The following is a 25,683-nucleotide window of genomic DNA, read 5'->3' as shown; positions in this document are numbered from 1 at the left end:
TGGGGGTGGGGGGTCAGGGGGTGGGGTCGGGGCGGCGGGTCGGGCCGTAGAGGCGCTCGCGGGTCTCCTGGGGCAGGGCGCACGCGGCGGTGCCGCCGGGCAGCCGGTGCCGGTTGCGGGCCACCCAGCGGTACGCGGGCCAGGCCGCGGCGCGTACCGGCGGCAGCCGCAGCGCACCCCCGGCGACGCGCCAGAGCGGCCCGCTGTCGCCGAGCAGCCGCGCGATGGCGTCCGGCCCGGCGGCCCGGGAGCCGTCGGCGCCCACCCACTGCACCGCCTCCTCGCACTCGGCCTCGGTCAGGCCCAGCGCCGCCAGGTCGGCGAACTGCCACGGGACCACCCGGGCCCCGGTGGGGATACGACGTTCGATGAACTGCGCGCAGCGGGTGCAGAACGCGCAGTCGCCGTCGTACACGAAGGTCGACGTCTCCATGCGTCCATCCTGCACCCGCGCCGGCCGCGTCGGTGCCCGGTGTCCGGCGCGTCACTTGCGCTTGGTTCGTACACGTGTTCGAATGAACGCCATGCGCTGGGACAACCTCTCCGCTCCCCCGGACGAGGGGGCTCCTGACCGGGCAGCGCCGGCGGCTCCACCCCTGCCGCTGGCGCTGCCCCACGCGGTCGTCCGCACGTTCGACACCCCCGACTTCGCCGGCATGACGTTCTACGAGGTGCAGGCCAAGTCGATCATCAACCGGGTGCCCGGTCAGTCGCGCGTGCCGTTCGAGTGGACGGTCAACCCCTACCGTGGCTGTTCCCACGCCTGCACCTACTGTCTGGCCGGCGACACGCCGATCCTGATGGCGGACGGGCGCACCCGGCCGATCAGCGAGCTGACGCCCGGCGACCGGATCTACGGCACCCAGCGGCGCGGCGCCTACCGGCACTACGTCGTCACCACCGTGCTCGACGCCTGGTCGACGGTGAAGCGGGCCTACCGGGTCACCCTGGCCGACGGCACCACGCTGGTGGCCAGCGGCGACCACCGCTTCCTCACCGAACGCGGCTGGAAGCACGTCACCGGCGGCATGCGCGGCGGCGGGCGGCGCCCGCACCTGACCACCCGCAACCGCCTGCTCGGCACCGGCCGGTTCGCCGTTCCGCCGAAGCGTTCCACCGACTACCACCGGGGTTACCTGCACGCGCTGGTCCGCGACGCCGACCGACGCCGGCTGCCACGGCACGAGGCGGAGGCCGACGGCCCGCGCCTCCGCTTCCGGCTGCGCACCGTCGAGGCGGAGGCGCTGGAGCGGGCCGAGCGGTTCCTCGCCGACGCCGGGATCGACGTCGAGCGGACGTCCGGGCGACCGGCCCGCCGGTTGACCACCCTGCGCACGGCGGGGCCGGTCCGGGCCGAGGTCGTCGCCGCGCTGGTCCGGCCACCCGTCGAGCCGACCGACGACTGGCGGCACGGCTTCCTGGCCGGCATGTTCGACGCCGCCGGCAGTTGCCGCCGCGGCGTGTTCCGGATCGGCGTCACCGACGACGAGAGCCGGCGCCACACGGCCGAGGCGCTCGACCGGCTCGACTTCCGGTGGGCGCTCGACGATGCCGGCAACCGTAACGGGGGCCTCCAGATCCGGCTGACCGGCGGCCTGCCGGAGCGGCTGCGTTTCTTCCACCTGACCGATCCGGCGGTCACCGACCGCCGCTCGATCGAGGGCACGGCGCTCAAGTGCGCGGCGCGGCTCCAGGTGACGTCCATCGAGGACCTCGGGCTGGAGCTGCCGCTGTGGGACATCACCACCGGCACCGGCGACTTCGTCGCCAACGGGGTGGTCAGCCACAACTGCTTCGCCCGCAACACCCACACCTACCTCGACCTGGACGCCGGGGCCGACTTCGACCGCAAGGTGATCGTCAAGGTCAACGCCGGCGAGCTGGTCCGGCGCGAGCTGGCCGCTCCACGTTGGCGGGGCGCGCACATCGCCATGGGCACCAACGTGGACTGCTACCAGCGGGCCGAGGGGCGCTACCGCCTCATGCCGCCGATCCTGACGGCGCTGCGCGACTTCGCCAACCCGTTCTCCATCCTGACCAAGGGCACCCTGCTGCTGCGCGACCTGCCCCTGTTGCGCCAGGCCGCCGACGTCACCCGGGTCGGGTTGTCCTACTCGGTGGGTTTCGTGGACGAGACGCTCTGGCGCCTGGCCGAGCCGGGCACACCGAGCCCGCGCCGCCGCCTGGACGCGGTCCGCCGGCTCACCGACGCCGGCTTCCCGGTCGGCGTGCTGATGGCCCCGGTCCTGCCCGGCCTCAGCGACGACGAGGAGTCGATCGACGCCACCGTCGCGGCGATCGCCGCCGCCGGGGCGGTCGACGTGACGCCGCTGCCCCTGCACCTGCGCCCCGGCGCCCGGGAGTGGTACGCACGCTGGCTGGCCCGCGAGTTCCCCCACCTGGTGCCCCGCTACCGCCAGCTCTACCAGGCCGGGGCGTACGCGCCGCAGGCGTACCAGCGGGAGGTGACCGCGCGGGTCCGGATCGCGGCCCGCCGGCACGGGCTGCACCGCGGCGAGGTCGGCGACAACCGGCGGCTGCCCGACACCGCGCCACCGACACCGGCCGCCGAACAGCTCGCCCTGCTGTGACCGGGCGGGCGGGTTAGTCTCGGTGCATGCGGTCCGCCCAGCAGCTTCTCGCCGACTCCGCCGTGATCGCCGTCGTCGGGGCCTCCCGTGATCCGGGCAAGGCCGCGCACCGCGTGCCGCTGGAGATGCAGCGGCACGGGTGGCGGATCATCCCGGTGAACCCGACCGTCGACGAGCTGTTCGGCGAGAAGGCGTACCCGACGCTTGCCGACATCCCGCACCCGGTCGATCTGGTGGACGTGTTCCGCCCGGCGCGGGACGCGGTCGAGGTGGTCCGGCAGGCGGTGGGGATCGGCGCGCCGGCGGTCTGGTTGCAGCTCGGGATCGTCTCCGCCGAGGCGCGCCGGATCGCCGAGGCGGCCGGCATCGACTACGTCGAGGACAGGTGCCTCATCGTGGAGCGGGCCGCGGCCGGCCTGAGCCGGCGCGGCTGACCGTTTCGACAGGCAGCTCGCGGCCGAAGATCAGGTCGAGCTGGGCGTCCAGCGCGACCAGCGCGGTCTCCGGCGAATAGTGGCCGCCGAGCACGTGGATGCCGAGCCCCTCCAGCACGGCGAGCAGGCCGACGGCGGCCGGTTCCGGGTCCACCCGGCCGGCCGTGGCCAGCGGTGACCTGGCGATCTGGTCCGCGACGAAGGCCCGCAACGCCGCAGTGTCGTCGTGCAGCGCGGCGGCCACGGCGGGCCGGACGGCCGTGTAGGCGAGGAAGGCCAGGGCCACCCGGCCGTCCGCCCGCCGTTCCTCGTCCAGCGGCAGCAGCTCGGTCAGCATGGCCCGGAGCAGTGCCCGGGGTGGCGGCGTCGCGCCGAGCGCCTCGACCGCCCGACGGATCCGGGTCTCGTTGCGCTCGCTCACCACGGCGAGCGCGAAGACCATCATCTCGTCCCGGGTACGGAAGTAGTGCTGCACCATCCCGGCGCTGACCTGGGCCGCGGCGGCCACGTGCCGCAGGCTGACCCCCTCCAGCCCCTGCTCGGCCGCGACCCGCATCAACGCGTCCGCGATCAGCGCCCGGCGCTCCCGGTGGTCCACCCGCTTCGGCATCTCTCCATGTTTTCACAATGCAACTGCATTGACACGACGACCGGGACGCCTTTACCTTGCAACTGTATTGGAAAAAGGGAGGCGACGATGAGGCTGGTCCGACGCGTGGTGGCGTACGAGTGGGGCATGTGGCGCAGCCTGACCCGGTGGGTGCTGCGCCGCCCCTACCCGGTGGCGCCCGGCGCGACGACGTTCGCCTACGTGGGCGGCGTCCAGACGATCCTGGTGGCCTTCATCGTCATGTCCGCGATCGAGATCCCGATCCTGGACGTGATCCTGCGGCACACCGTCGACTCGCCGACGATCCGGCACGCCGCCGTCGGGCTCGGCGTCTGGGGTCTGCTGTGGATGTTCGGGCTGATGGCCAGCCTCCGGATCCACCCGCACGTGGTCGACGGCGACGGCCTGCGGGTGCGCAACGGCGTCTCGCTCGACGTCACGATCCCGTGGGCCGCCGTCGCGGCCGTGGCGGTCCGCCGCCGGTCGCTGCCGTCCAGCCGCGCGGTCCGGTACGACGAGGACGACCCGACGGTGCTCAACCTCGGCGTCGGCAGTCAGACGGCGATCGACCTGGTGCTGCGGGAACCGCTGTCGGTGCCGCTGCCGGGCGGGCCGAGCACCCCGGTCCGGGAGATCCGGTTCTACGCGGACGACCCGGCCGCGCTCGTCGAGCACGCCCGCCGACACCTTGCCGCCGACCCCGTCGCGCGCCCGCCGAAGCGTTGAGAGGGGCCCTCCTTAAAGCTTGTACTGCTTGAGCAGGCCGCGGGAGATGATGGTCTTCTGGATCTCCGAGGTGCCCTCGCCGATCAGCAGGAACGGGGCCTCCCGCATCAGGCGCTCGATCTCGTACTCCTTGGAGTAGCCGTAGCCGCCGTGGATCCGGAACGCCTCCTGGACCACCTCGGCGCAGTACTCCGAGGCGAGCAGCTTGGCCATGCCGGCCTCGACGTCGTTGCGCTGGCCGGCGTCCTTGAGCCGGGCCGCGTTGACCATGAGCGCGTGCGCGGCCTCGATCTTGGTGCCCATCTCGGCGAGCTTGAACGCGATCGCCTGGTGCCGGGCGAGCGGCTGGCCGAACGTCCTGCGCTGCTGGGCGTACGCGACGGCCAGCTCGAACGCGCGGATCGAGATGCCGCAGGCGCGGGCCGCCACGTTGACCCGGCCCACCTCGATGCCGTCCATCATCTGGTAGAAGCCGCGGCCGACCTGATCCTCGCCGCCGAGCACGGCGGAGGCGGGGACGGCGACGCCGTCGAGCACCATCTCGGTGGTCTCGACGCCCTTGTAACCCATCTTGTCGATCTTGCCGGGGATGGTCAGGCCGGGCGCGGTCTCGCCGAAGCCGGGCTCCTTCTCCAGCAGGAACGTGCTCATGTTGCCGTAGACCGAGTCGGCCCCGGTGTCGGTCTTGACCAGGGTGGCCACCACCGAGGAGTACGCGCCGTTGGTCAGCCACATCTTCTGGCCGTTGAGCACGAAGGTGTCGCCGTCGCGGACCGCCTTCGACTTGATCGCCGAGACGTCCGAGCCGCACTCCGGCTCCGACATGGAGAACGCGCCGCGCACCTCGCCGGTCGCCATCTTCGGCAGCAGGCGGGCCTTCTGGTCGGCCGAGCCGTGCTGCGAGACCAGGTACGCCACGATGAAGTGCGTGTTGACGATGCCGGAGATCGACATCCAGCCCCGGGACAGCTCCTCAACCACCAGCGCGTAGGTCAGCAGCGACTCGCCGAGGCCGCCGTACTCCTCGTCGATGGTGAGGCCGAACAGCCCCATCTCGCGCATCCCGTCGAGGATGTCGGTCGGGTACTCGTCGGCGTGCTCCAGCCGCTGGGCGTGCGGAATGATCTCCTTGTCGGCGAACTCCCGGACCGTTTCCAGGATCGACCGCTGCACATCGGTCAGGCCGGGCGTCTGGGCGAGTCGGGCCATCTCAGCCTCCGGGGTCGGCGCATTACTCATGGGTAACTGAACGCTCGGTCAGTATCGGCCCCGCAACCGGCCGCGCCAAGGTGACCAGTCCACACAACCGCTGTGAAAAGGTTCACCGCTGCGGGTAGCGTCCGCAAGAGAAAGGGCGGTTGACCTGCGGATCCGAGGGGGCCGGCGTGACCGACGAGCAGCCACCGTCGCCGTACGAGCCGCCGGACCGCGGCCAGCCGCACGGGCCACAACCGCCGTACGGGCACCAGCCGCAGTGGGGACAGCAGCCGCCGTACGCCCCGCAGCCGCCATACGGCCAGTACGGCCCGCCCGGCGAGGGTCCGCGCCCGCGCGGCGGCCCCAACGTGCTCGCCATCCTGTCGCTGGTCTTCGCGTTCGTCTTCGCGCCCGCCGGCATCGTCTGCGGCCACCTGGCCAAGCGGCAGATCCGGCAGACCGGCGAGGAGGGCGACCAGCTCGCCACCTGGGGGCTGATCCTCAGCTACGTCTTCACCGCGCTCGGCCTGCTGGTCTGCTGCGGCTGGATCGGGCTGGCGATCTGGGCCAACGCCGACAACAACGGCTACTGACGCGTCAGCGGAACTGCGCCTCCCGGACGCTGTTGCCGCCGTCGACCACCAGCATCTGCCCGGTGATGTACGACGCGGCCGGTGAGCAGAGGAACGCGATCGCGGCGGCCACCTCGTCCGGCAGGCCGGGCCGGCCCACCGGCGTGCCGAGCCCCTGCTTGATCTCGACCATGGTGGACGCGGCGGTGTGGATGATGCCCGGTGCCACCGCGTTCACGGTCACCCCGTCGGCGATCATCTCCATCGCCAACGCCCGGGTCAGCCCCACCACGCCGGCCTTGGCCGCCGCGTAGCCCGCCTCGGTGGGCAGCGCGTTGACCGGTCCGGCGGTGGCGGCCAGGTTGACGATCCGCCCCCAACCGCGTTCCGACATCCCGTTGATGAACGCGCGGCTGCACAGGAACGCGGTGGTCAGGTTGCGGTCGATCTCGCCGCGCCACTCGTCGTAGGTCAACTGGGCCACCGGCCGCAGCACCTCGGGGCTGGCCCGGCTGGCCAGGCCCGCGTTGTTGACCAGCACCTCGACGTCGCCGAGCTGCTCGGCCACCGCGTCGGCGAGCGCGCCCACCTCCGACTCGTCGGTGAGGTCGGCGACGAAACCGGTGACGCCCAGTTCCTCCGCGCGGTCGTGGATCCGCCGGGTGGTCGACACGATCGCCACCCGGGCGCCCAGGTCGGCCAGCCGGCGCGCGGTCGCGTACCCGATGCCGTCCGCGCTGCCCGCGCCGGTCACCAGCGCGACCCGGCCGTCCAGCCGCATGGTGGCCGGCTCCGGGAGCGGCGCGGCCCGTTCCTGGTCGGCGGCGCCCGCCGGCTCCCCGGCGCGCGGGCGGCGCGCCGACCCCGGCCGGCTCGTGTCCCGTCGCGACCGACCCCCACGCGCGTCAAGTGCCATGTCGAGGATCCTGCCCGCTGTGGACCTTCCGGGCAATGCGGCACCCGGAAAGGGGGTGCTCCGGGTTTTCCGTTGGTGGCTACCCTGACCCGGACCACGTACCTGGAGATGATCAGATGAGCTATCCCCCGCCGCCCGGTGGCTGGCACGACCCCTCGGCCGGGCCGCAGTCGAGCCCGCCGGTCGACCCCTACGCGCCCGAGGACCCGTACGCGGTCGGGAAGTCGCCCTACGCGCCCCCGCCCGGCGACCCGTACGCGGCGCCCGGCTACCCGCCGGCCGGCTACCCGCAGCCGGGCGCGTACCCGCCGCCCGGCGCGTACGCCGGCTACGCGCCGCCGGCGAGCCGGACGAACACGCTGGCCATCGTGGCGCTGGTGCTCTCGCTGGTCGGCTTCACCTCGTGCATCACCGCGCCGATCGGCGCGATCATGGGGCACGTGGCCCAGCGCCAGATCCGGGAGACCGGCGAGCAGGGCGAGGGGATGGCGAAGGCGGCCATCATCGTCGGCTGGATCCTCACCGCCCTGCTGGTCGCCGGCATCATCTTCTACATCGTGATGATCGCGATCGCCATCAACTCGGACAGCTCCACCAACTACTGACGCGATCGGGCCGCCCCGCGCGGGGCGGCCCGGCGCGCGGTCACGCCGAGGGCGGGGTGAACGAGGAGGTACGCGTCATCCCGGCGGCCCGGCCCTTGGCCGAGATCACCAACGCCATCTTGCGGGACGCCTCGTCGATCATCTCGTCGCCGAGCATCACCGCGCCCAGCTTCCCGCCCGCCTCGGACGTGTAGTAGTCGTACGCGTCGAGGATCAGCTCGGCGTGGTCGTAGTCGGCCTGCGCCGGCGAGTAGACCTCGTTCGCGGCGTCGATCTGGCCCGGGTGCAGCACCCACTTGCCGTCGAAGCCCAGCGCGGCCGAGCGCTTCGCCACCTCGCGGAACGCGTCGGTGTCGCGGATCTGGAGGAACGGGCCGTCGATGGCCTGCTTGTCGTGCATCCGGGCGGCCATCAGGATGCGCATCAGGATGTAGTGGTAGGGATCGCCCGGGTAGTCCGGAATCAGCGCGCCGACCACCAGCGACTTCATGTTGATCGAGGCCATGAAGTCGGCCGGGCCGAAGATGATCGTCTCGACCCGGGGCGAGGCGGCGGCGATGGCGTCCACGTTGACCAGCCCGGCGGCGTTCTCGATCTGCGCCTCGATGCCGATCCGGCCGACCTCCAGGCCGAGCGTCTTCTCGATCTGCGTGAGCAGCAGATCCAGCCAGTGCACCTGCTCGGCGTTCTGCGCCTTCGGCAGCATGATGCAGTCCAGGTTCGCCCCGGCGCCCTCGACCACCTCGATGACGTCCCGGTAGGTCCACGGCGTGGTCAGGTCGTTCACCCGGACCACGCGGGTCTTGCCGGCCCAGTCCCCCTCGTTCAGCGCGGCGACGATGTTCTTGCGCGCGTCCGGCTTGGCCAGCGGGGCGACCGCGTCCTCCAGATCCAGGAAGACCTGGTCGGCGGGGAGGCCCTGGGCCTTGCCGAGCATCTTGACGCTGGACCCGGGAACCGCCAGGCAGGACCGGCGGGGGCGACCGACAGCGGTCATGGATGCGCTCCTATCAGCGTCCGGCGGCAGCACGCGACGCGGCGGTGGAAGTCGGAACTTAACGATCCCAAAGGACGGGGCTACGTCACGGTAACCTCGTGCCGTGACCGGGGTGAATGGACCTGTGGAAGATCTCACTGAGCGTCGGATCGTGGTGCTGACCGGCGCGAGTTCGGGCATCGGGCTGGCCGCCGCCGTCGAGCTGGCCCGCCGTGGAGACCAGGTGGTGCTGGTCGGCCGGGACCCGGCCCGGCTGCGCGCCGCCGGCGAGCGGGTGCGCGAGTCCAGCGGCGAGCAGCCGGAGCTGTTCCGCTCCGACTTCGCCGTGCTCGACGACGTACGCGGGCTCGCCGAGCGGCTGCGCGCGAACTACGACCGGATCGACGTGCTGGCCAACAACGCCGGCGCGATCGTGCTCGAACCGGTCACCACTGTCGACGGGTTCGAGCTGAGCATGCAGGCCAACCACCTCGCCCCGTTCCTGCTCAGCAACCTGCTGGCCGACCGGGTGCGCCGGATGGTGGTGACCGCCTCCAACGCGCACCGCAGCGGCGTGCTCGACCCGGACGACCTCAACGCCACGCTGCGCCACTACCGGCCGTTCCGGGCGTACGGCACCAGCAAACAGGCGAACATCCTGTTCACCGCCGAGGCGGCGCGGCGTTGGCCCCGGGTGCGGTCGTACGCGTTCCACCCCGGCGTGGTGAGCACCCGGTTCGGCAACGAGAGCCGGGTGGTGGCGCTCGGCATGCGGCTGCTGCCGTTCCGCACCCCGGAGAAGGGCGCGGAGACACTGGTCTGGCTCGCCGGCCAGGACCCGTCCCGGCTGATCGACGGCGGCTACTACGCCGACCGCAGGCCGCGCCGGCCGCGCCCCTGGGCGGCCGACCCGGCGCTGGCGGCCCGGCTCTGGACGGCCAGCGCCGAGGCCGTCGGCCTCGCCGGCTGAGGGACACCGCGCCGGTCGACCGGGCCGCTGCGGGACACCGCGCCGGTCGGCCGGCTGGGACACTCGACGCCATGACGACGGGGAACGAGGTCCTGCTGGTCGCGTTGGTCGACCTGAGCGCCGACGCCGACGCCGGCCGACGCTACGAGGACGCGGTGCTGGCGTTGCTCGACCGGCACGGCGGGGGGCTGGAGCGGCGGTTGCGCACCGGGGACGGGGAAACCGAGGTGCACGTGATCCGGTTCGCCGCCCGCGACGGGCTCGACGCGTTCCTGGTCGACCCGGAGCGCGCCGCGCTCCGGGCGGAGCTGGGCGACGCCGCCCCCACCACCCGCGTGCTGGAGGTCCACGACGTCTGAGGCGTCACTGCGACACGTGCACCGGGACGCTCGTCACCACCACGCCGGGCAGCGCCCGCAGCGCGGCGCGCAGCCGCTGCTCGGCGCGGCTGTGCAGCAACCGGTGCCGGCGCCGGCGCAGCACCACCTCCGGCACGATCACGGTGAGCGTCAGCTCCGGGCCGGCGGCGTGCAGCGCCTCCAGGTAGTGCGCCAGCGGCCCGATCACCGACCGGTACGGCGACACGATCGTCTCCAGCCGCAGGTGGTCGCCCCAGGCCCGCCACTGGTCCCGGAACCGGTCCGCCTCGGCCTCCTCCGGCGCGATGTGCACGGCCAGCGTCGGCCGGCCCAGCGAGGCCGCGTACGCCAGCGCGCGCAGCGAGGCCCGGTTCAGCCGGGCCACCGGCACGATCACCAGGTGGCGTAGCTGCTGGGGCAGTTCCTCGCCCTCGGCGGAGCCGGCCGGGCCGGGCGGCGCCCCGGGCGGCGGCGGGTGCAGCGCCAGCGCCCGGTGCAGCGTGGCGTAGTGCCGGTGGATCCGGCGGAACAGCAGCACCAGCAGCGGCACCGCGACCACCACCACCCAGGCGCCCTCGGTGAACTTGGCGACCGCGGCGGTCAGCAGCACCAGCCCGGAGAGCGCCGCGCCGACCGCGTTCACCGCGAGCCGGCGACGCCAGCCCCGCCCGCGCCGGCGTCGCCAGTGCACCACCATCCCGGTCTGCGACAGCGTGAACGCGAGGAAGACGCCGACCGCGTAGAGCGGGATCAGCGTCTGGGTGTGTCCACCGAAGGCGACGAGGACGGTCGCCGCGGCGAGCGCGAGCGCGACCAGCCCGTTGCTGAACGCCAGTCGGTCACCCATGTGCAGGAAGCGGCGCGGCGCGTGCCCGTCCCGGGCCATGAAGAACAGCAGCCGGGGGAAGTCGTTGAACGCGGTGTTCGCGGCCAGCAGCAGGATCAGCGCGGTGGTGGCCTGGAGGATCGCGTACCCGGGGCCGGTGGGGAACGTGACGCGGCCGAGCTGGGACAGCAGCGTCTCGTCCGCCCGGGGCACCAGGCCGTCCAGGTGGATCAGCCCGACCAGCCCGGCGAAGAGCGTGACCAGCATGGCGACCATCCAGCCCAGCGTGGTGCGGGCGTTGCGCCACTCGGTCGGGCGGAACGCGGGCACCGCGTTGGAGACCGCCTCGATGCCGGTCATCGACACCGCGCCGGAGGAGAACGCGCGAAGCACCAGCAGCAGCCCCAGCCCTTCCGCGGCCGGCACCGCCGGTGGCGGCACCGGCGCGAAACCCCGCGCCGCGGCCTTCGCGTAGCCGACCGCCAGCACCGCGAGGACCACCACCACGAACGCGTACGTGGGCAGCACGAAGATATTGCCGGCGGTGCGTACGCCACGCAGGTTGCCGGCGAGCAGCACGGCGATCACCAGCACCCCGAGCGGCACGGTCCACCTGGTGAACCCGGGCAACGCCGAGGTGACCGCGTGCACGCCGGCGGCCACCGACACCGACACGGTCAGCACGTAGTCGAGCATCAGCCCGGCCGCGGCGGCCAGCCCCGCCGTACGCCCCAGGTTGTCGCCGGCCACGAGGTACGACCCGGCGCCGTGTGGATAGGCCGGAATGGTCTGCCGGTAGGAGAGCCCGACCGCGACCATCAGCACCGCCAGCAGCGCGGCCAGCGGCAACGCCAGCCCGAGCGCGGCACCACCGGCCAGCACCAGCACGGCGAGCATCGCCTCCGGCCCGTACGCGACGGAGCTGAGCAGGTCCGAGGAGAGCACCGGCAACGCGACCAGCTTGCGCATCCGCTCGTAGAGCACGGAGCTGCTGGCCAACGGCGGGCCGACCAGGGTCCGGCGTACCCGGGCCACCGCCCGGCCGGCCCGGCTGCCGGGCAGGTACGCCGGACCGGTGGCGACCAGTTCGTCCGGTTGCGCCACGGTGAACAGGTCGATCGGGGCCAACCGCCCGAACCGGGTGGGTCGGGGCGGCTGCCCGCGCCGGCCGAGCGTCGGGTCGACGGGCAGGTCGCCGGCCCCCCGGGGGCCGTGCCAGCGGGTGCCGAGCCGGCCGAGCGCGGCCCGTTCCCCGACGCCGAGCGGCGGGAACTCGGCCGACGGCGTGACCACGGTGCCCGGCTCCGCCGCGTCGTCCCGCTCTGCCTCCACTCCCGCACTGTCGTGCACCGCGGCCCCTCCGGTGGCCGGTTCGGCGACAGTTCGGCCCGGGGAGACGCCTCCGATCGGTCCGGGAAGACGCCTGCGAACGTCGGGGATCGCCGGAACGCGCATGATCGGAGCCGTGCACACCGCCGGACACCGCCCGCCGCTCGACACGCTGACCGTCGGCGCGCTCGCGCTGGCCGTCGCCGCCGTCTCGTCGTCCGCGCCGCTGGTCGCGTTCGCCGCCGCGCCGGCCCTGGCCGTCGCGTTCTGGCGCAACATGTTGTCGGTGGCGGTGCTCGGGCCGGTCGCGGTGACCCGCCGAGGGGCCGAACTCCGGGCGCTCCTGGTCGGGCCGGGCCGCCGGGAGGGGCTGTACTGCGTGCTCTCCGGGGTGGCGTTGGCCGCCCACTTCGCCACCTGGATGCCGAGCGCGAAGCTCACCTCGGTCGCGGCGGCGACCGCGTTGGGCGCGACGCAGCCGGTCTGGCAGGGGCTGATCGCCCGCTGGCAGGGACATCGGCTGCCGACGGCGGTCTGGGCCGGCATCGCGGTGGCGGTGCTCGGCGCGGCGCTCGCCACCGGCGCCGACGTCGCCGTCTCCGGCCGGGCGTTCGCCGGCGACCTGCTGGCCGTGGTCGGCGGCATGTTCGCGGCCGTCTACACCGCCCTCGGTGAGCGTGCCCGGGCCAGCGTCAGCACCACCGGCTACACCACCGTCTGCTACGGCGTGTGCGCGCTGATCCTGCTGGTGGTCTGCCTGGTCGGTGGCGTACGCCTGCACGGCTACGACGGCGGGACGTGGCTGGCCGTCCTCGGCCTGGTGGCCGGCGCCCAACTCCTCGGGCACTCGATGTTCAACTACGCGCTGCACCGGGTCTCCGCCACCACGGTCAGCGTGCTGATCCTGCTGGAGGCGCCCGGCGCGGCGCTGATCGGCTGGGTCTGGCTGGGTCAGCTACCCCGACCGCTGGCCCTGCCCGGGCTGGCGCTGCTGCTGGTGGGCGTCGCCGTGGTCGTGCTCGGGGGCGCGCGGGCCGGTCGCCGCGCCGCGCCGGTCCCGGTGCCGGTCGACCCGCCGCCGCTGCGGGACTGACCGCCGGCCCAGGCGGCCCACGCGGCCCAGGCGGCCCCACGCTGCCCGCGACGGGGCCGCGGCGGGTCAGCGGCGGCGGACGCGGTGCAGGCGGAACGGCTTGCGGACGGCTCGGACCACGGACGCCGGGCGCGGCTGTTCGGTCGACGGGCCGTCCGGCAGGTCGGCGCCGCTCACCGCCGTGCCGGCCGGCGTGAGCCGGTTGAGCGCGCAGCCCTCGGCCGCCCACCGGGCCACCAGCTCGGTGGCCGAGCCGGACGCGTTGAGCCGCTTCGCCGCCACCAGCGGCGCGACGGTGTCCCACTCCTCGGTGCCCGGCCGGAGCCGACCCACCCGCGCCGGCCAGCTCACGATCCGCCCGCCGTGGTCGCCGCGCAGCGTCACCTCGGCCGCCTCGGTGTCGGCCAGCCCGGGCGCCGCCTGCTCGCCGGGGCCGGTCACCACCAGCAACGCGCCGTCCAGCGGCAGACACCACAGCGCGTACGCCGGGCCGTCGCCGACGCCGACCCAACAGACGGCGGCCTTCTTCACCGCCTCGTCCACCAACGGCGGGGTCACCCGCTCGTCCACCTCGTCGCTCACCCGCCCATCCTCCCGCATTCCACCGCCGGAGGGGTTCCTCGGAGCGGTCGGGCTCGCGCGGGAGACCTCGCCTACGGCGCTACCAACTTGATGGCGTCGATGGGTCACCTGCTACCCGGTCGCCAGCAACCGATGCCGGTTCACGGGAGCGGTGAACCGTTCACGCCATCAAGTTCGTAGGCGCCGGACTGCTCCTTCCCTGCGCGCCGACAGCGCCGACGCCCGCCGCACACGGCCCGCCTGATACGGCTCAACCGGCAACGGGCCACTCAGCCGACGAAGGGCCGCTCAGCCGACCCCAAGGGCCGCTCAGCCGACGAAGGGCGGGACGGTGATCTCGCCGCGGGCCACCGGCACCACCTGACCGGAGACGGTCGCGCCGACCGCGGTCCCGCCGGCGGCGGTCACGGTGCAGGCCAACGACGAGGGCCGGTGGATCTCGATGCCCTGGCGTACCGCGTACGGCGTCCGGCCCTCGCCTGGCAGCAGACCGCTGGCGACCAGCCAGACGCCCAGCCCGAGCGCGGCCGAACCGGTGGCCGGGTCCTCCGGGACGCCGATCCCGGGCACGAAGACCCGGGCGTGCGCGGTTTGCGACTCCGGGTCCCAGGAGAAGAGGCTGACGTGCTCGACGCCGTACCGCTCCGCCGCCGCCGTGTTCAGTCGCGCCCGGGCCACCGCGTCGGGGCGTACCGGAAGGTAGGGGAACTCCAGGCCGCACCCGGCGACGCGCGGCGGCGGGCCGGCGTGGTCGGCCGCGGAGAGCCCGACGATCTCCAGCAGCGGCTCCGGGTCGAGTTCCGGGCCGAGCGTCGGAGTGCCCCCGGTCAGCGTCGCGCCGGTCGGGGTCACCTCGATCGGCAGCACGCCGGCACCGCATTCCTGGGTGACCCGGCCCACCTCGAAGAGGCCGCGCCGGCCGGCGGTCACCGCGGCGCCCACGCTCGGGTGCCCGGCGAACGGCAGCTCGTCGGTCGGGGTGAAGATGCGGGCCCGGTAGGTGGCGCCGGCCTGGGTGGGCGCCAGCACGAAGACCGTCTCGGACAGGTTGAACTCCAGCGCGAGCGACTGCATCTGCTCGGTGGCCAGCCCTTCCGCGCCGAACACCACGGCCAGCGGGTTACCGGCGAACGGGCGGTCGGTGAAGACGTCCACGATCTCGTAGGCCAAGGTCGACATGCTGTTAGAGAGTAGGCCCTTAGGCTGGTCCCCGTGAGCACGCCGAACCGGGTCTACATCGCTCGACTCGCCGGAGTCGCCGTCTTCGACCCGAACGGCGACCAGGTCGGCCGCGTCCGCGACGCGGTCGCCCGGATGCGTCCGACCCAACGACCGCCGGAGGTGGTGGGGCTGGTCGCCGAGATGCCCATGCGGCGACGCATCTTCCTCTCCATCAACCGGATCACCTCGATCGACCCCGACGCCGTGGTGCTCGGCAGCGGCACGCTCAACCTGCGCCGGTTCGAGAAACGACCGAACGAGCTGCTGGTGCTCCAGGAACTGCTCGACCGGCGGGTCCAGCTCGAAAGCGGGAAGGCCGGCTCGGTGGTGGACGTGGCCATGGAGCACAGCCGGGGCGGCGAGTGGGCGCTGACCCGGGTCGCCGTCCGCGAGCAGACCGGCCGGCTCACCCGCCGCGGCCACCTGCACCAGGTCGAGTGGGACCGGGTCCGCGGCCTCGGCGTCGTGGGCGACAACCGGGGTACGGCCAACCTGCTCGCCGTGCTGGAGGACATGCGCCCGGCCGACCTGGCCAACGCGCTCCAGGACCTGCCCGACGCCCGACGCAACGAGGTGGCCGCCGCGCTCGACGACGAGCGTCTCGCCGACGTGCTCAGCGAGCTGCCCGAGCGCGACCAGGTGGAGATCCTGGCCGCGCTGGACCGGGAACGGGCCGCCGACGTGCTGGAGGAGATGGACCCGGACGACGCCGCCGACCTGCTCAACGAGTTGCCCCCGCCGGAGCAGGACGTGCTGCTCGACCTGATGGAGCCGGGCGAGGCCGACCCGGTGCGCCAACTGCTGCGGTACGCCTCGGGCACCGCCGGCAGCGTGATGACCTCCGAGCCGGTGATCCTGCCACCGGACGCCACCGTCGCCGAGGCGCTGGCCCGGATCCGGGAGGTGCAGCTCTCGCCCGCCGTGGCGGCGCAGGTCTTCGTGACCCGCGCGCCGTTGACCACGCCGACCGGGCGTTACCTGGGTATGGTGCACTTCCAGCGGTTGCTCCGCGAGCCTCCGGCCGACCTGCTCGGCGGGATCGTGGTCAACGACATCGACCCGCTGCGGACGTCCACCCCGCTGACCGAGATCACCCGCCGGATGGCCACCTACGACATGGTGGGCATGCCGGTGGTGGACCGGAGCAACCGGCTGGTCGGCGCCGTCACGGTGGACGACGTGCTGGACCATTCCCTGCCGCGCGACTGGCGGGACCGGGACGCGGCACCGACCCCGTCCGCCACCGACGACGGGACCGTGGACGATGAGTGAGCAGCGACGCGGCGAGCGGCTCGACCAGCCGCGCGCCCCCCGGGGCCTGCACCTGCCCCGGATCGACGCGGATTCCTTCGGCCGTTGGGCCGAGGGCATCGCCCGGGGCATGGGCACGGCCAACTTCCTGGTCTACATGACGCTGATCCTGGCCGCCTGGTTCCTGTGGAACACGCTCGCCCCGGCGCACCTGCGGTTCGACCCGTACACGTTCACGTTCCTGACGCTGGTGCTCTCCCTCCAGGCCTCGTACGCCGCCCCGCTGATCCTGCTCGCGCAGAACCGGCAGGCGGACCGGGACCGGGTCTCGCTGGACGAGGACCGGCGGCGGGCCACCATGCAGAAGGCCGACACGGAGTACCTGGCCCGGGAGATCGCCGCGCTGCGGATCGCGATGGGGGACGTGGCGACCCGGGACTTCCTGCGCTCCGAGCTGACCCGGCTGGCCGAGGAGCTGGACGAGGCGGCCGAGCGGCGGCGCAAGCTGGAACGGCGGCAGCACGAGCGGGGACCGCAGGACCGGGGACAGCAGGACCGGGGGATGCGGCGACCGCCCGGTGGCGGCCCGCTCGACGAGCCCCGCGACGAGCTCGACGGTGACCACGCCCACGACGCCCGCCACCAGAGCCCGACGTAGCATTACGGGCATGTCAGCACCCGTCAGCACCGTCTCCGACGCGATCCAGGCCGCGCTGGCCACCGTCAACGACCCGGAGATCCGCCGGCCGATCACCGAACTCGGCATGATCCGCTCCGCGGAGCGGGACGACGACGGCGTGGTGCGGGTGGAGCTGCTGCTCACCGTGGCCGGCTGCCCGCTGAAGGACAAGCTGCGTACCGACATCACGGCCGCGGTCGGGGCGGTGCCCGGGGTGAGCCGCGTCGAGATCATCTTCGGGGTGATGAGCCCGGAGCAGCGCCAGGAGTTGCAGTCGAAGCTGCGCGGCGGCGGCACCGCCGAGCCGGTGATCCCGTTCGCCCAGCCCGGCTCGCGGACCCGCGTCTACGCGGTGGCCAGCGGCAAGGGCGGCGTCGGCAAGTCCAGCGTCACGGTCAACCTGGCTGCCGCGCTGGCCGCCCGGGGCCTGTCGGTCGGTGTGGTGGACGCCGACATCTACGGCCACTCGGTGCCCCGCATGCTCGGCGCCGACGGCGCGCCGACCCGGGTCGAGGACATGATCATGCCGCCGCAGTCGCACGGCGTGAAGGTCATCTCGATCGGCATGTTCACCCCCGGCAACGCGGCGGTGGTCTGGCGCGGCCCGATGCTGCACCGCGCGCTCCAGCAGTTCCTCGCCGACGTCTACTGGGGTGACCTGGACGTCCTCCTGCTCGACCTGCCGCCGGGCACGGGCGACATCGCGATCTCGGTGGCCCAGTTGCTGCCGAACGCGGAGATCCTGGTGGTCACCACGCCGCAGGCCGCCGCCGCCGAGGTGGCCGAGCGGGCCGGCGCCATCGCGTTGCAGACCCACCAGCGGGTGGTCGGTGTGATCGAGAACATGTCCTGGCTCGAACTGCCGGACGGTTCCCGGATGGAGGTCTTCGGCGCCGGCGGCGGCGCGGCGGTGGCCGAGTCGCTGACCCGGACCATCGGCGCGCAGGTGCCGGTGCTCGGGCAGATCCCGATGGACACCCGGGTCCGCGAGGGCGGCGACGCCGGCCAGCCGATCGTGCTGACCCAGCCGGACGCGCCGGCCGCGAAGGCCATGTTCGAGGTGGCCGACCGGCTCGCCGTACGCCGCGAGTCCCTGCTCGGCAAGCCGCTCGGCCTCAAGCCCGCCGGCCGCTAGACCTCGATCCGCCGCTCCCCCGTCGCCCCCTTCCGGTCCGCCGGGAGGGGGCGACTCACGTCCGGGCCACGTGGCTCAGGTGGCGTCGTCGTAGGAGGGGCGGGGTGACGGCGGGGTGGGAGACGCCGGGGTCGCGACGGCGGGACGGGGGGTCGGGTTGCGCAGGTCCGCCGCCTTGGCCACGTCCTTCAGCTCGTCGTGCACGCCGGTGACGTCCGAGCGCAGGTTGTCGTACATGCTCTGGAGCGGCTTCCGGATCGCCTGCTCGTCGTCCTCGCTGAGCAGGTGCTTGCGGATGAACGCCTTCGGGTGCAGGTCCTCCAGTTGGATGTCGGTCCCCAGCTCGCGGCTCAGGTCTCCGGTCGCGTTCCGCGCCATGTTCCGCAGGTTGCGCACCATCCGCAGGCCGTCGTTGATCACGTTGGGCAGCCGGTCCCCGAAGATCAACAGTGCCAGGAGCAGCAGGGCGCCGATCTCCCACCAGTTCAGGTTCTCGAACACTCCGGCCTCCTCGTCCGTGTCAGGGCAAGACTACGCACGGAAGGCGGCCCGGCGGGAGGGGGTCACCGGTCCTCACTTGGCGTCCGCGGCGAGCGTCACCGAGGTGTTCTGCCGGGCCGAGCCGCGCCGGTACTCCACCGTCACCACCGAACCCGGCGCGTACTTGCGCACCAACGCCACCAGGTCGGTCGGGTCGGTCATCGGGTGCTTGTCCAGCCGGAGCACCACGTCGCCGGTACGCATCCCGGCCGCCGCCGCCGGACCGGCCGGCTCGACGGCGTTGAGCCGCACCCCGCCGCCGGTGGCGCCGGTGCCGCCCACCGAGGCGCCGATCACCGTACGCCGGGCCTTGCCGGTGCCGATGATCTCCTCGGTGACGCGCTTCGCCTGGTTGATCGGGATGGCGAAGGCGAGCCCGATGTTGCCGGCCTCCTGCCCGTCGGCCACCAGCGACTTGATCGTCGAGTTCACGCCGACCACCCGGCCCGCCCCGTCCACCAGCGGGCCGCCGGAGTTGCCGTGGTTGACCGCGGCGTCGGTCTGGATCGCCGCGTAGTAGCGGGTCGGTCCGCCCGGCTCGCCCGCCTGCATGGTGCGGTCCAACGCGCTGACGATGCCGGCGGTGACGGTGTTGGCAAGCGACAGCGGCGAACCCATGGCGAGCACCGGATCCCCCACCGCGAGCGCGTCCGAGTCGCCGAACTGCACCGGCGTCAGCCCGCTGCGGGTGACCTTGATGACCGCGATGTCCGACTCCGGGTCCTGCCCGACCACGGTGCCGGCGGCGGTGCTGCCGTCGTTGAACACCACGGTGGCCCTGCCCGGGCCGTCCGCGACCACGTGGTCGTTGGTGACGATGTGCCCGTCCGTGCTCACCACGAAGCCGGAGCCCTCGCTGGTGCCGCCGAGGCTGGCCACCCGGATGGTGACCACGCTGGGCAGCACCCGCTCGGCGACCCCGGCCAGCGACTCCGGCTTGCGCTGGGCGAGCGCCGGAGCCTGCCCGGCCTGCGCGCCCAGCGTCGGCACGGCGCCGCCGCCCAGGAAGGCGTACGTCAGGGCGCTGCCCAGTGAGCCGGCCAACAGCGCGGTGATCAGCGAGATCAACACCACCTGACGCAGCCCCGGCCGGGTCGGCGCGTCCGGGTCGGTGACCGGCTCCGGCTCACCCGCCCCGCTGGGCGCGGCGGCCGGGACCACCACGGCCGCGGGCGCGTACGGGTCCCGCCACGGGTCGGCCAGCGCGTCGGACCACCAGGGCGACGTCGTGCCACCCCCGGCGCTCGGCGGTGGCTGCCCGGGCACCGGCCCTCCCGCCGGTGCGTCCGAGCCGCCGGGCCGGCGCCAGTCCCAGCCGTCGGTCACGTCCGTGCCTCCCACATTCGTCCCGCGCGCCCCGCGCCGACGCCGGCGGAGCCGGACGATCGAGACGCGCGGGACCCATCCAGGATTGCACGGATGCCCCGGGTGGAGTCAGGGGTTGCCGCCCGTGATCGCCCGAGGGCCGACTCGCGGCTGCGCGCGTACCGGCTCGCCTCTACGCTCACAGTGCCAACCGACCCCTCGCACCAGCCCCGCCCCCAGGAGGTGCCCCATCGCCACGGTCGCCGGTCCCGGCGGTTCGACGGCCCAGGCGTTGCAGTTCGCCGAGTCGTACGTCACCGAGGACATCGTGCTGCGCACGGCCCGCGCCCTCGCCCACGAGGTGGGTGTGGAGGCGGTGACGCCCGGCGCCGGTGCCGCGCTGCGCCTGCTCGCCGCCGCCGGTAACGCCCGCGCGGTGGTGGAGATCGGCACCGGCACCGGGGTCAGCGGCGTGTGGCTGCTGCGCGGCATGCGCCCCGACGGCGTGCTCACCACGATCGACGTGGAGGTGGAATACCAGCGCATCGCCCGGCGGCTGTTCCAGGAGGCGGGCTTCCCGTCGGGGCGTACCCGGATCATCACCGGTCGGGCGCTCGACGTGCTGCCGCGTCTCGCGGACGGCGTCTACGACCTGGTCTTCGCGGACGCGCCGGGCCCCGGCTTCGCGGCGTACGTGGACGCGGCGCTGCGGCTGCTGCGCCCCGGCGGGGTGCTCGCGCTCAACGGCGCGTTGGCCGCCGGCCGGATCGGTGACCCGGCCGCGCGGGACATGGAGACGGTGACGGTGCGGGAGACCATCAAGGCGATCCGCGAGTCGGAGCACTGGGTGCCCGCGCTGCTGCCGGTCGGCCACGGGCTGCTCGCCGCCGTGAAGAGCTGACCGCCCGCTCAGCCCAGCGTCGCCAGCCAGCGCAGCAACCCGCGTACGCCCCAGCCGGTGGCGCCCCTGGTCAGCTCGCCGTGCACGTCGTCGGACCAGGACGGGGCGGACATGTCCAGGTGCGCCCAGCGGTCCCGCAGGTCGCCGGTGAACTCGCGGAGGAAGAGCGCGGCCACCACCGAGCCGGCGCCCCGGGCCGGGGAGCTGTGCAGGTCGGCGACGTCGCTGGCCAGGTATTCCAGGTAGTCGTCGGCGAGTGGCATCCGCCAGGCCCGCTCGCCGGCCGCGCCGATCGCGGCCAGCAGGTCGGTGGCCAGGTCGTCGTTCTCGGCGTAGAGCGCGGCGTGCCGCTTGCCCAGGGCGACCGCGTTCGCCCCGGTCAGGGTGGCCAGGTCGACGAGCAGGTCGGGCCTCAACTCCCGGACCGCGTACGCCATCGCGTCGGCGAGCACCAGCCGTCCCTCGGCGTCGGAGTTGGTGCTCTCGCTGGTCAGCCCGCCGTAGTGCCGGATCACGTCGCCGGGGCGGAACGCGGAGCCGCTGACCATGTTCTCGGCCAGCGGGGCCAGCGTGGTGATCCGGACCGGCAGGCGCAGCGCGGCGGCGCCCAGCGTGGCGGCGACCACGGCGGCGGCGCCGGCCATGTCCTTGCGCATCAGTTTCATGGCCGGCACCGGCTTGATCGAGATGCCGCCGGTGTCGAACGTGATGCCCTTGCCCACCAGCACCACGTGGGTACGCGCGCCGGCCGGCCGCCAGTCCAGCTCGACCAGGCGCGGCCCCTGGACGGAGCCGCCGCCGACGGCCAGGATGCCGCCGAAGCCCTCGGCCGACAGCTCCTCCGGGCCGCGCACGCGCAGGTGCAGGTCGGGGCGGTCGGCGGCGGCGCCGGCCACCTGGTCGGCGAACCACGCCGGGTGCTTGGTGGAGGACGGGGTGTTGGTCAGGTCGCGGGCCAGCCGGGTCATCTCGGCGGTGACCCGGGCCACGGTCAGCGTGTCGGCGAGCGCGTCCGGGTCGGCCACCAGCACGTCCACCCGGGCCAGGGCGGGTCGTGCGCCGGCCTCGGTGAGCCGGAACCGGTAGGAGCCGAGCAGCAGCCCCTCGACCAGGCCACGCAGCGCCGACTCGGACCCGTCGGGAAGCGAAATCGTGATCTGCGTCTCATCCTTGCCGGCGCGGGCCAGCGCGGCCCCGGCGGAGCGCCAGCCCGCCTCGTCGCCGTCGCCGACGCCGAGCAGCCAGAGCCGGCTCGGGGCGCCGCCGGGACGCAGGTGTTCGCGGATCTCGCCGGCGGCCCCGGTGAGGCGGGCGGCGGGCAGCAGCGCGGTCGCCTCGGCCCGGACGTCGTCCCCGGGCGGGACGGCGGTGGGGACCAGCGCCGGCGGGGCGTCCGACCCATCGGGACGGATGGGCAGGACGAGGGCGTCGGGTCGCGTGGACCCGCTCACCAGACGAATGGCCAGCACGCTGGACCGTACCTCCGAAAACGCTCTAAGCGGGACGCTTTGCCGCTTGCCGGCCGAGGAAGGCCCTGAGCCACCGGGCAAGCCGGTGGCTCAGGGTAGGACGAACCGTCCGCGCGGTGGGACACCACGCGGACCACTCCTCGAATCAGCCGGCGGCCGCCTTCAGCGCGTCACCCAGCGCGGTGGCCTCGTCGGGAGTCATCTCGACGACGAGCCGGCCACCACCCTCCAGCGGGACCCGCATGACGATGCCCCGACCCTCCTTGGTGACTTCCAGCGGACCGTCGCCCGTCCGCGGCTTCATCGCCGCCATGTTGTCTCCCCTCAGACCTACGCCAGGGTCGGTGGGTTGCCCCACAGCCACTTCGCCATCGCACCCGCAACAGTCGCGGAGGCGTCGACCAACGATTTTCCCTGATGAACACCGCCGGACCCAAACCGAAGCAGCATTGATGTAACAGCATCTAGCTTATCTTGGGTAGGCCTGTCACAATGTGCGGTCATGCAGGCACGGTCGGCACTCTTCGACCTGTACGGCGACCACCTCCGCGTCCGGGGTGGCCGTGCACCGGTCGCCGCCCTGGTCAAGCTGCTGGCGCCGCTCGGGATCGCCCCACCGGCGGTACGCACCGCGGTGTCCCGGATGGTCCGTCAGGGCTGGCTGGAACCACTCCGGCTCGCATCCGGACCCGGATATTCGATCACCCCGAAAGCGGGTCGTCGACTCGACGAGGCGGCCTCCCGGATCTACCGGACCGGTCGGCACAGTTGGGACGGACGGTTCGATCTTCTCGTCCTCACCGCGCCCGCCTCCCGCCGGGACCGGCAGCGGCTCGCCGCCAACCTCACCTTCCTCGGCTACGGCACGCTCGACGACTGCACCTGGGTGGCCACCCGCCCCGGCGAGGACGTCGACCTGCTGCTCGCCGAGGCGGGCGTGCGCTTCGAACGGTTCACCGCCGCGCACGCCGCCGGCACCCCCGGCGCCATGGGCGTGGTCCGCCGGGCCTGGGACCTGGTCGAGATCGGCCGGGCGTACGAGCGCTTCGTCGCCGAACAGAAGCCGCTGCTGTCCGGCGTCACGGTCCGCAGCAGCGACGAGGAGGCGTACGCGGCCCGGTTCCGGCTCGTGCACGCGTGGCGTACCTTCCTGTTCCGGGACCCGCAGTTGCCCCCGGCGCTGCTCCCCGAGCGCTGGCCGGGCACCAGCGCGGCCGGGTTCTTCGACCGGCACGCGGCCCGGCTCCGGCCGGCCGCCGACCGGTACGTCGAGCAGTGCCTCGACGCCAGCCACCGCCTCGCCCGACAGAAGGGTCGTTAGAAACGTGACCGAGCCGCTGCTCGTCGACCGCACCGACGCCGTCGTCACCCTGACGCTGAACCGCCCGACGGCGATGAACTCGCTCGACGTGGCGCTCAAGGAGGCGCTCCGGGAGACGCTTGCCGAGTTGGAGACCGACCGCTCCTGCCGGGCGGTCGTGCTGGCCGGCGCGGGCGGCTCGTTCAGCGCCGGGCAGGACCTGCGGGAGCACGTGCAGACGCTGGAGTCGGCGGACGCCGACCCGCTCGCCACCGTGCGGGCGCACTACAACCCGATCGCCGCCCGGCTGGCCAACCTGCCCAAGCCGGTGGTCGCCGCGGTGCGCGGGATGGCCGCCGGGGCCGGCGCCTCGCTGGCGTTCCTGGCCGACTTCCGCATCGGCGGCCCGAAGACGCGGTTCCTGATGGCGTTCGCCGGGGTCGGGCTCGCCGCCGACACCGGGGCCTCCTGGACGCTGCCCCGGCTGGTCGGCCATGCCAAGGCGGTCGAGCTGCTCATGCTCGCCGAGCCGGTCGGCGCCGAGGACGCCTGCCGGCTGGGCCTGCTCACCCGGTTGGTGGACGACGACGAGCAGGTGCTCCCGGCCGCGCAGGAGCTGGCCGTCCGGCTCGCCGCCGGCCCGACCGTCGCGTACGGGGCGATCAAGCGTCAGCTCTCCATCGCCGACGCCGGCACGCTCGCCGACGCGCTGGCCGCCGAGGCGCAGGCGCAGGCCATCTGCGGCGGCACCGCCGACCACCGGGCCGCCACGATGGCGTTCGTCAACAAGCAGAAGCCGGTCTTCGAGGGGCGCTGAGGCTCAGTCGTCCTCCTCCGGGTCCTGGTTGGCCTCGACACCGAGCACGAACGCCTGCATGGCCAGCTCGTCGCCGGCCGGCGAGACGAACGCCGGCAACTCACGCGGGCCCAGCTCCTGCACGTAGGACCAGAAGATCCGGACCGCCTCGGCCCGCGTGGCCGCCTCGATCGGCAGGTCGAGGCTGACCAGCCAGGTGCGCCGGGCCGGCGGCGGACCGAGCCGGTCGGCCAGCGCCCGCCAGCGCGCCGGGTCGAGCGCGACGACCGGGCCGTCCGGGGCCGGGCCGTCGACCGGCACCGGCTCGTCGAGCGCCCGCCGGGTGTACGTCACCACGAGCGCGCCGGCCACCGCGTCGGACTGTGGGTCGTCCGGATCCTCCCGGCCCCCGGCGCCGGCCCGCGTCACCCGGCCGAGCGCCACCAGCCGCAGCGGCTCCTCGACCAGCACCGCCACCCGGTCACCCGGGCGCGGCCGGGCCGCCCCCGGCAACCCGGTCAGCTCCAGCACGTCGTGGTGCACCAACCGCTCGGCCTGGTAGCGCTCGGCGGGCAGCAGCACCGCCCAGGCGCCCGGCGTGGTGTCGGCGTCGGTCGTCCCGCTCGTCCGTGGCTCGGTGTCGGTCATGCCCCAATCCCATCACGCCGCGTCGTCAGACCCCGGCCCGGTCACCACCGGCGTGGCATCCGGCGAGGTGATCGTCCACCATTCCGGTGGCCTGCATCAACGCGTAGGCGGTGGTCGGGCCGACGAAGCGGAAGCCCCGCTTCTTGAGCGCCTTGGCCATCGCGGTGGACTCCGGGGTGAGCGCCGGCACGTCGTCGAACGAGGCGGGGCGCGCCGGTCGGGGCGGGGGCGCGAACGACCAGAGCAGCGCGGAGAGCCCGTCGGGCAGCTCCAGCGCGGCCCGGGCGTTGGCGATCGCCGCCTCGATCTTGGCCCGGTTGCGGACGATCCCGACGTCGGCCAGCAGCCGGGCCGCCTCGGCCTCGCCGTAGCCGGCGACCGACTCGATCCGGAACCCGTCGAAGGCGAGCCGGAACGCCGGCCGCTTGCGCAGGATGGTCAGCCAGGACAGGCCGGACTGGAACGCCTCCAGGGTGAGCCGCTCGTAGAGCGCGTCGTCGCCGCGCAGCGGCCGACCCCACTCCTCGTCGTGGTAGGCGGCGTAGTCGGGGGTGCTCGCCCCCCAGGCGCAACGGGGCAGCCCGTCCGGGCCGGTCACCAGGTCAGTCACGCCGCACAGGGTAGTGCGACCCACCGACTCCGACGCACGCCA

General features: G+C 73.8%; 28 protein-coding genes. 14 read left to right on the top strand and 14 right to left on the bottom strand.

What is annotated here, in order from left to right:
- Nucleotides 1–13 precede the first annotated feature (13 nt).
- Complete coding sequence (locus ACIA6B_RS12410) at nucleotides 14–433, bottom strand: thiol-disulfide oxidoreductase DCC family protein (RefSeq protein ID WP_396772798.1); 420 nt, start codon at nucleotides 431–433, stop codon at nucleotides 14–16.
- Here ACIA6B_RS12410 and ACIA6B_RS12405 point away from each other — a divergent pair.
- Entirely contained in the window at nucleotides 369–2,591 is a 2,223-nt protein-coding gene (locus ACIA6B_RS12405; protein ID WP_396772796.1) for an intein-containing Rv2578c family radical SAM protein, read from the top strand. The two genes, ACIA6B_RS12410 and ACIA6B_RS12405, sit on opposite strands and share 65 nt — an antisense overlap.
- A 26-nt stretch (nucleotides 2,592–2,617) precedes the next feature.
- Entirely contained in the window at nucleotides 2,618–3,025 is a 408-nt protein-coding gene (locus ACIA6B_RS12400) for a CoA-binding protein (protein WP_396772795.1), read from the top strand.
- Here the strand turns inward: ACIA6B_RS12400 and ACIA6B_RS12395 are convergent.
- Nucleotides 2,982–3,635 carry a TetR/AcrR family transcriptional regulator gene (locus ACIA6B_RS12395; protein WP_396772793.1) on the bottom strand — a complete coding sequence of 218 codons (654 nt, stop codon included), beginning with the start codon at nucleotides 3,633–3,635 and terminating at the stop codon, nucleotides 2,982–2,984. The two genes, ACIA6B_RS12400 and ACIA6B_RS12395, sit on opposite strands and share 44 nt — an antisense overlap.
- A gap of 87 nt (nucleotides 3,636–3,722) precedes the next feature.
- Between ACIA6B_RS12395 and ACIA6B_RS12390 the strand changes: the two genes are divergently transcribed.
- On the top strand, nucleotides 3,723–4,361 hold the full coding sequence (locus tag ACIA6B_RS12390) for a PH domain-containing protein (protein WP_396772791.1): 639 nt from the start codon (nucleotides 3,723–3,725) through the stop codon (nucleotides 4,359–4,361).
- A gap of 12 nt (nucleotides 4,362–4,373) precedes the next feature.
- Here ACIA6B_RS12390 and ACIA6B_RS12385 read toward each other — a convergent pair whose 3' ends face one another.
- Nucleotides 4,374–5,570, bottom strand: a complete 1,197-nt coding sequence (locus ACIA6B_RS12385) for an acyl-CoA dehydrogenase family protein (RefSeq protein ID WP_396772790.1) — start codon at nucleotides 5,568–5,570, stop codon at nucleotides 4,374–4,376.
- A 176-nt stretch (nucleotides 5,571–5,746) separates the two neighbouring features.
- Here ACIA6B_RS12385 and ACIA6B_RS12380 point away from each other — a divergent pair, with 176 nt between their 5' ends.
- The gene (locus ACIA6B_RS12380; protein ID WP_107154907.1) at nucleotides 5,747–6,151 is read left to right on the top strand and encodes a DUF4190 domain-containing protein; all 405 of its coding nucleotides are present in this window, start codon (nucleotides 5,747–5,749) and stop codon (nucleotides 6,149–6,151) included.
- 4 nt (nucleotides 6,152–6,155) lie between these two features.
- Here the strand turns inward: ACIA6B_RS12380 and ACIA6B_RS12375 are convergent, their stop codons facing one another.
- Nucleotides 6,156–7,046 (bottom strand): SDR family NAD(P)-dependent oxidoreductase, encoded by an 891-nt coding sequence (locus ACIA6B_RS12375; RefSeq protein WP_396772788.1) that lies wholly within the window; start codon nucleotides 7,044–7,046, stop codon nucleotides 6,156–6,158.
- 116 nt (nucleotides 7,047–7,162) lie between these two features.
- Here ACIA6B_RS12375 and ACIA6B_RS12370 point away from each other — a divergent pair, with 116 nt between their 5' ends.
- The gene (locus ACIA6B_RS12370) at nucleotides 7,163–7,651 is read left to right on the top strand and encodes a DUF4190 domain-containing protein (protein WP_396772786.1); all 489 of its coding nucleotides are present in this window, start codon (nucleotides 7,163–7,165) and stop codon (nucleotides 7,649–7,651) included.
- Between the two features lie 40 nt (nucleotides 7,652–7,691).
- Here the strand turns inward: ACIA6B_RS12370 and ACIA6B_RS12365 are convergent, their stop codons facing one another.
- On the bottom strand, nucleotides 7,692–8,648 hold the full coding sequence (locus ACIA6B_RS12365; protein ID WP_396772785.1) for an HpcH/HpaI aldolase/citrate lyase family protein: 957 nt from the start codon (nucleotides 8,646–8,648) through the stop codon (nucleotides 7,692–7,694).
- Between the two features lie 124 nt (nucleotides 8,649–8,772).
- On the opposite strand from ACIA6B_RS12365, the gene ACIA6B_RS12360 reads away from it, so the two are divergent.
- Both ACIA6B_RS12360 and ACIA6B_RS12355 read left to right on the top strand, forming a co-directional pair.
- A complete protein-coding gene (locus ACIA6B_RS12360; protein WP_396772783.1) occupies nucleotides 8,773–9,597 on the top strand; it encodes an SDR family NAD(P)-dependent oxidoreductase in 825 nt (274 codons plus the stop codon).
- A 71-nt stretch (nucleotides 9,598–9,668) separates the two neighbouring features.
- The gene (locus ACIA6B_RS12355) at nucleotides 9,669–9,956 is read left to right on the top strand and encodes a hypothetical protein (protein WP_396772782.1); all 288 of its coding nucleotides are present in this window, start codon (nucleotides 9,669–9,671) and stop codon (nucleotides 9,954–9,956) included.
- A 4-nt stretch (nucleotides 9,957–9,960) separates the two neighbouring features.
- Here the strand turns inward: ACIA6B_RS12355 and ACIA6B_RS12350 are convergent, their stop codons facing one another.
- The gene (locus ACIA6B_RS12350) at nucleotides 9,961–12,114 is read right to left on the bottom strand and encodes an APC family permease (protein ID WP_396772780.1); all 2,154 of its coding nucleotides are present in this window, start codon (nucleotides 12,112–12,114) and stop codon (nucleotides 9,961–9,963) included.
- Between the two features lie 133 nt (nucleotides 12,115–12,247).
- Here ACIA6B_RS12350 and ACIA6B_RS12345 point away from each other — a divergent pair, with 133 nt between their 5' ends.
- Nucleotides 12,248–13,204 carry a DMT family transporter gene (locus ACIA6B_RS12345; protein ID WP_396772779.1) on the top strand — a complete coding sequence of 319 codons (957 nt, stop codon included), beginning with the start codon at nucleotides 12,248–12,250 and terminating at the stop codon, nucleotides 13,202–13,204.
- Between the two features lie 66 nt (nucleotides 13,205–13,270).
- Here the strand turns inward: ACIA6B_RS12345 and ACIA6B_RS12340 are convergent, their stop codons facing one another.
- The gene (locus ACIA6B_RS12340; RefSeq protein WP_396772777.1) at nucleotides 13,271–13,804 is read right to left on the bottom strand and encodes a hypothetical protein; all 534 of its coding nucleotides are present in this window, start codon (nucleotides 13,802–13,804) and stop codon (nucleotides 13,271–13,273) included.
- Between the two features lie 291 nt (nucleotides 13,805–14,095).
- Nucleotides 14,096–14,965, bottom strand: coding sequence for a PhzF family phenazine biosynthesis protein (locus ACIA6B_RS12335; RefSeq protein ID WP_396772776.1), 870 nt, complete (start codon nucleotides 14,963–14,965; stop codon nucleotides 14,096–14,098).
- 33 nt (nucleotides 14,966–14,998) lie between these two features.
- Between ACIA6B_RS12335 and ACIA6B_RS12330 the strand changes: the two genes are divergently transcribed.
- Genes ACIA6B_RS12330 through ACIA6B_RS12320 form a run of 3 tightly spaced genes read left to right on the top strand, consistent with a single transcriptional unit; the run spans nucleotide 14,999 to nucleotide 18,072 of the window.
- Nucleotides 14,999–16,279, top strand: a complete 1,281-nt coding sequence (locus ACIA6B_RS12330; RefSeq protein ID WP_396772774.1) for a magnesium transporter MgtE N-terminal domain-containing protein — start codon at nucleotides 14,999–15,001, stop codon at nucleotides 16,277–16,279.
- Nucleotides 16,272–16,916 carry a DUF1003 domain-containing protein gene (locus ACIA6B_RS12325; protein WP_396772772.1) on the top strand — a complete coding sequence of 215 codons (645 nt, stop codon included), beginning with the start codon at nucleotides 16,272–16,274 and terminating at the stop codon, nucleotides 16,914–16,916. Before ACIA6B_RS12330 ends, ACIA6B_RS12325 begins: the two co-directional genes overlap by 8 nt.
- Before the next feature lie 10 nt (nucleotides 16,917–16,926).
- The gene (locus ACIA6B_RS12320) at nucleotides 16,927–18,072 is read left to right on the top strand and encodes a P-loop NTPase (protein ID WP_396772770.1); all 1,146 of its coding nucleotides are present in this window, start codon (nucleotides 16,927–16,929) and stop codon (nucleotides 18,070–18,072) included.
- Between the two features lie 75 nt (nucleotides 18,073–18,147).
- On the opposite strand, the gene ACIA6B_RS12315 is transcribed toward ACIA6B_RS12320, so the two are convergent.
- Nucleotides 18,148–18,573 carry a preprotein translocase subunit TatB gene (locus ACIA6B_RS12315; protein ID WP_396772768.1) on the bottom strand — a complete coding sequence of 142 codons (426 nt, stop codon included), beginning with the start codon at nucleotides 18,571–18,573 and terminating at the stop codon, nucleotides 18,148–18,150.
- A gap of 72 nt (nucleotides 18,574–18,645) precedes the next feature.
- Nucleotides 18,646–19,953 (bottom strand): S1C family serine protease, encoded by a 1,308-nt coding sequence (locus ACIA6B_RS12310; RefSeq protein ID WP_396772766.1) that lies wholly within the window; start codon nucleotides 19,951–19,953, stop codon nucleotides 18,646–18,648.
- A 256-nt stretch (nucleotides 19,954–20,209) separates the two neighbouring features.
- Here ACIA6B_RS12310 and ACIA6B_RS12305 point away from each other — a divergent pair, with 256 nt between their 5' ends.
- Nucleotides 20,210–20,818 carry an O-methyltransferase gene (locus tag ACIA6B_RS12305; RefSeq protein WP_396772764.1) on the top strand — a complete coding sequence of 203 codons (609 nt, stop codon included), beginning with the start codon at nucleotides 20,210–20,212 and terminating at the stop codon, nucleotides 20,816–20,818.
- 8 nt (nucleotides 20,819–20,826) lie between these two features.
- Here the strand turns inward: ACIA6B_RS12305 and ACIA6B_RS12300 are convergent, their stop codons facing one another.
- Both ACIA6B_RS12300 and ACIA6B_RS12295 read right to left on the bottom strand, forming a co-directional pair.
- A complete protein-coding gene (locus tag ACIA6B_RS12300) occupies nucleotides 20,827–22,287 on the bottom strand; it encodes a leucyl aminopeptidase family protein (protein WP_396772763.1) in 1,461 nt (486 codons plus the stop codon).
- Between the two features lie 145 nt (nucleotides 22,288–22,432).
- On the bottom strand, nucleotides 22,433–22,600 hold the full coding sequence (locus ACIA6B_RS12295) for a DUF3117 domain-containing protein (protein WP_013283866.1): 168 nt from the start codon (nucleotides 22,598–22,600) through the stop codon (nucleotides 22,433–22,435).
- A gap of 189 nt (nucleotides 22,601–22,789) precedes the next feature.
- On the opposite strand from ACIA6B_RS12295, the gene ACIA6B_RS12290 reads away from it, so the two are divergent.
- Nucleotides 22,790–23,608 (top strand): PaaX family transcriptional regulator C-terminal domain-containing protein, encoded by an 819-nt coding sequence (locus tag ACIA6B_RS12290; RefSeq protein WP_107154892.1) that lies wholly within the window; start codon nucleotides 22,790–22,792, stop codon nucleotides 23,606–23,608.
- Between the two features lie 4 nt (nucleotides 23,609–23,612).
- Nucleotides 23,613–24,404, top strand: a complete 792-nt coding sequence (locus tag ACIA6B_RS12285) for an enoyl-CoA hydratase/isomerase family protein (protein ID WP_107154891.1) — start codon at nucleotides 23,613–23,615, stop codon at nucleotides 24,402–24,404.
- Nucleotides 24,405–24,407: 3 nt separating this feature from the next.
- Here ACIA6B_RS12285 and ACIA6B_RS12280 read toward each other — a convergent pair whose 3' ends face one another.
- Both ACIA6B_RS12280 and ACIA6B_RS12275 read right to left on the bottom strand, forming a co-directional pair.
- A complete protein-coding gene (locus ACIA6B_RS12280; RefSeq protein WP_396772762.1) occupies nucleotides 24,408–25,031 on the bottom strand; it encodes a hypothetical protein in 624 nt (207 codons plus the stop codon).
- A 25-nt stretch (nucleotides 25,032–25,056) separates the two neighbouring features.
- Complete coding sequence (locus tag ACIA6B_RS12275) at nucleotides 25,057–25,641, bottom strand: DNA-3-methyladenine glycosylase I (RefSeq protein WP_396772761.1); 585 nt, start codon at nucleotides 25,639–25,641, stop codon at nucleotides 25,057–25,059.
- Between the last annotated feature and the right edge of the window lie 42 nt (nucleotides 25,642–25,683).

The sequence above is a fragment of the Micromonospora sp. NPDC051141 genome, assembly GCF_044455765.1.
In the GTDB taxonomy this organism is placed as follows: domain Bacteria; phylum Actinomycetota; class Actinomycetes; order Mycobacteriales; family Micromonosporaceae; genus Micromonospora.
Note: the sequence above shows the minus strand (reverse complement) of the source record. Positions and strands in the feature narration are given on the sequence as shown.

Bases quoted from the DNA above. Each gene is read 5' to 3' on its own strand.
- ACIA6B_RS12405 (WP_396772796.1), top strand. From the start codon at position 369: ATGAACTGCGCGCAGCGGGTGCAGAACGCGCAGTCGCCGTCGTACACG.
- ACIA6B_RS12410 (WP_396772798.1), bottom strand. From the start codon at position 433: ATGGAGACGTCGACCTTCGTGTACGACGGCGACTGCGCGTTCTGCACC.
- ACIA6B_RS12400 (WP_396772795.1), top strand. From the start codon at position 2,618: ATGCGGTCCGCCCAGCAGCTTCTCGCCGACTCCGCCGTGATCGCCGTC.
- ACIA6B_RS12395 (WP_396772793.1), bottom strand. From the start codon at position 3,635: ATGCCGAAGCGGGTGGACCACCGGGAGCGCCGGGCGCTGATCGCGGAC.
- ACIA6B_RS12390 (WP_396772791.1), top strand. From the start codon at position 3,723: ATGAGGCTGGTCCGACGCGTGGTGGCGTACGAGTGGGGCATGTGGCGC.
- ACIA6B_RS12385 (WP_396772790.1), bottom strand. From the start codon at position 5,570: ATGGCCCGACTCGCCCAGACGCCCGGCCTGACCGATGTGCAGCGGTCG.
- ACIA6B_RS12375 (WP_396772788.1), bottom strand. From the start codon at position 7,046: ATGGCACTTGACGCGCGTGGGGGTCGGTCGCGACGGGACACGAGCCGG.
- ACIA6B_RS12370 (WP_396772786.1), top strand. From the start codon at position 7,163: ATGAGCTATCCCCCGCCGCCCGGTGGCTGGCACGACCCCTCGGCCGGG.
- ACIA6B_RS12365 (WP_396772785.1), bottom strand. From the start codon at position 8,648: ATGACCGCTGTCGGTCGCCCCCGCCGGTCCTGCCTGGCGGTTCCCGGG.
- ACIA6B_RS12355 (WP_396772782.1), top strand. From the start codon at position 9,669: ATGACGACGGGGAACGAGGTCCTGCTGGTCGCGTTGGTCGACCTGAGC.
- ACIA6B_RS12340 (WP_396772777.1), bottom strand. From the start codon at position 13,804: ATGCGGGAGGATGGGCGGGTGAGCGACGAGGTGGACGAGCGGGTGACC.
- ACIA6B_RS12335 (WP_396772776.1), bottom strand. From the start codon at position 14,965: ATGTCGACCTTGGCCTACGAGATCGTGGACGTCTTCACCGACCGCCCG.
- ACIA6B_RS12325 (WP_396772772.1), top strand. From the start codon at position 16,272: ATGAGTGAGCAGCGACGCGGCGAGCGGCTCGACCAGCCGCGCGCCCCC.
- ACIA6B_RS12320 (WP_396772770.1), top strand. From the start codon at position 16,927: ATGTCAGCACCCGTCAGCACCGTCTCCGACGCGATCCAGGCCGCGCTG.
- ACIA6B_RS12295 (WP_013283866.1), bottom strand. From the start codon at position 22,600: ATGGCGGCGATGAAGCCGCGGACGGGCGACGGTCCGCTGGAAGTCACC.
- ACIA6B_RS12290 (WP_107154892.1), top strand. From the start codon at position 22,790: ATGCAGGCACGGTCGGCACTCTTCGACCTGTACGGCGACCACCTCCGC.
- ACIA6B_RS12280 (WP_396772762.1), bottom strand. From the start codon at position 25,031: ATGACCGACACCGAGCCACGGACGAGCGGGACGACCGACGCCGACACC.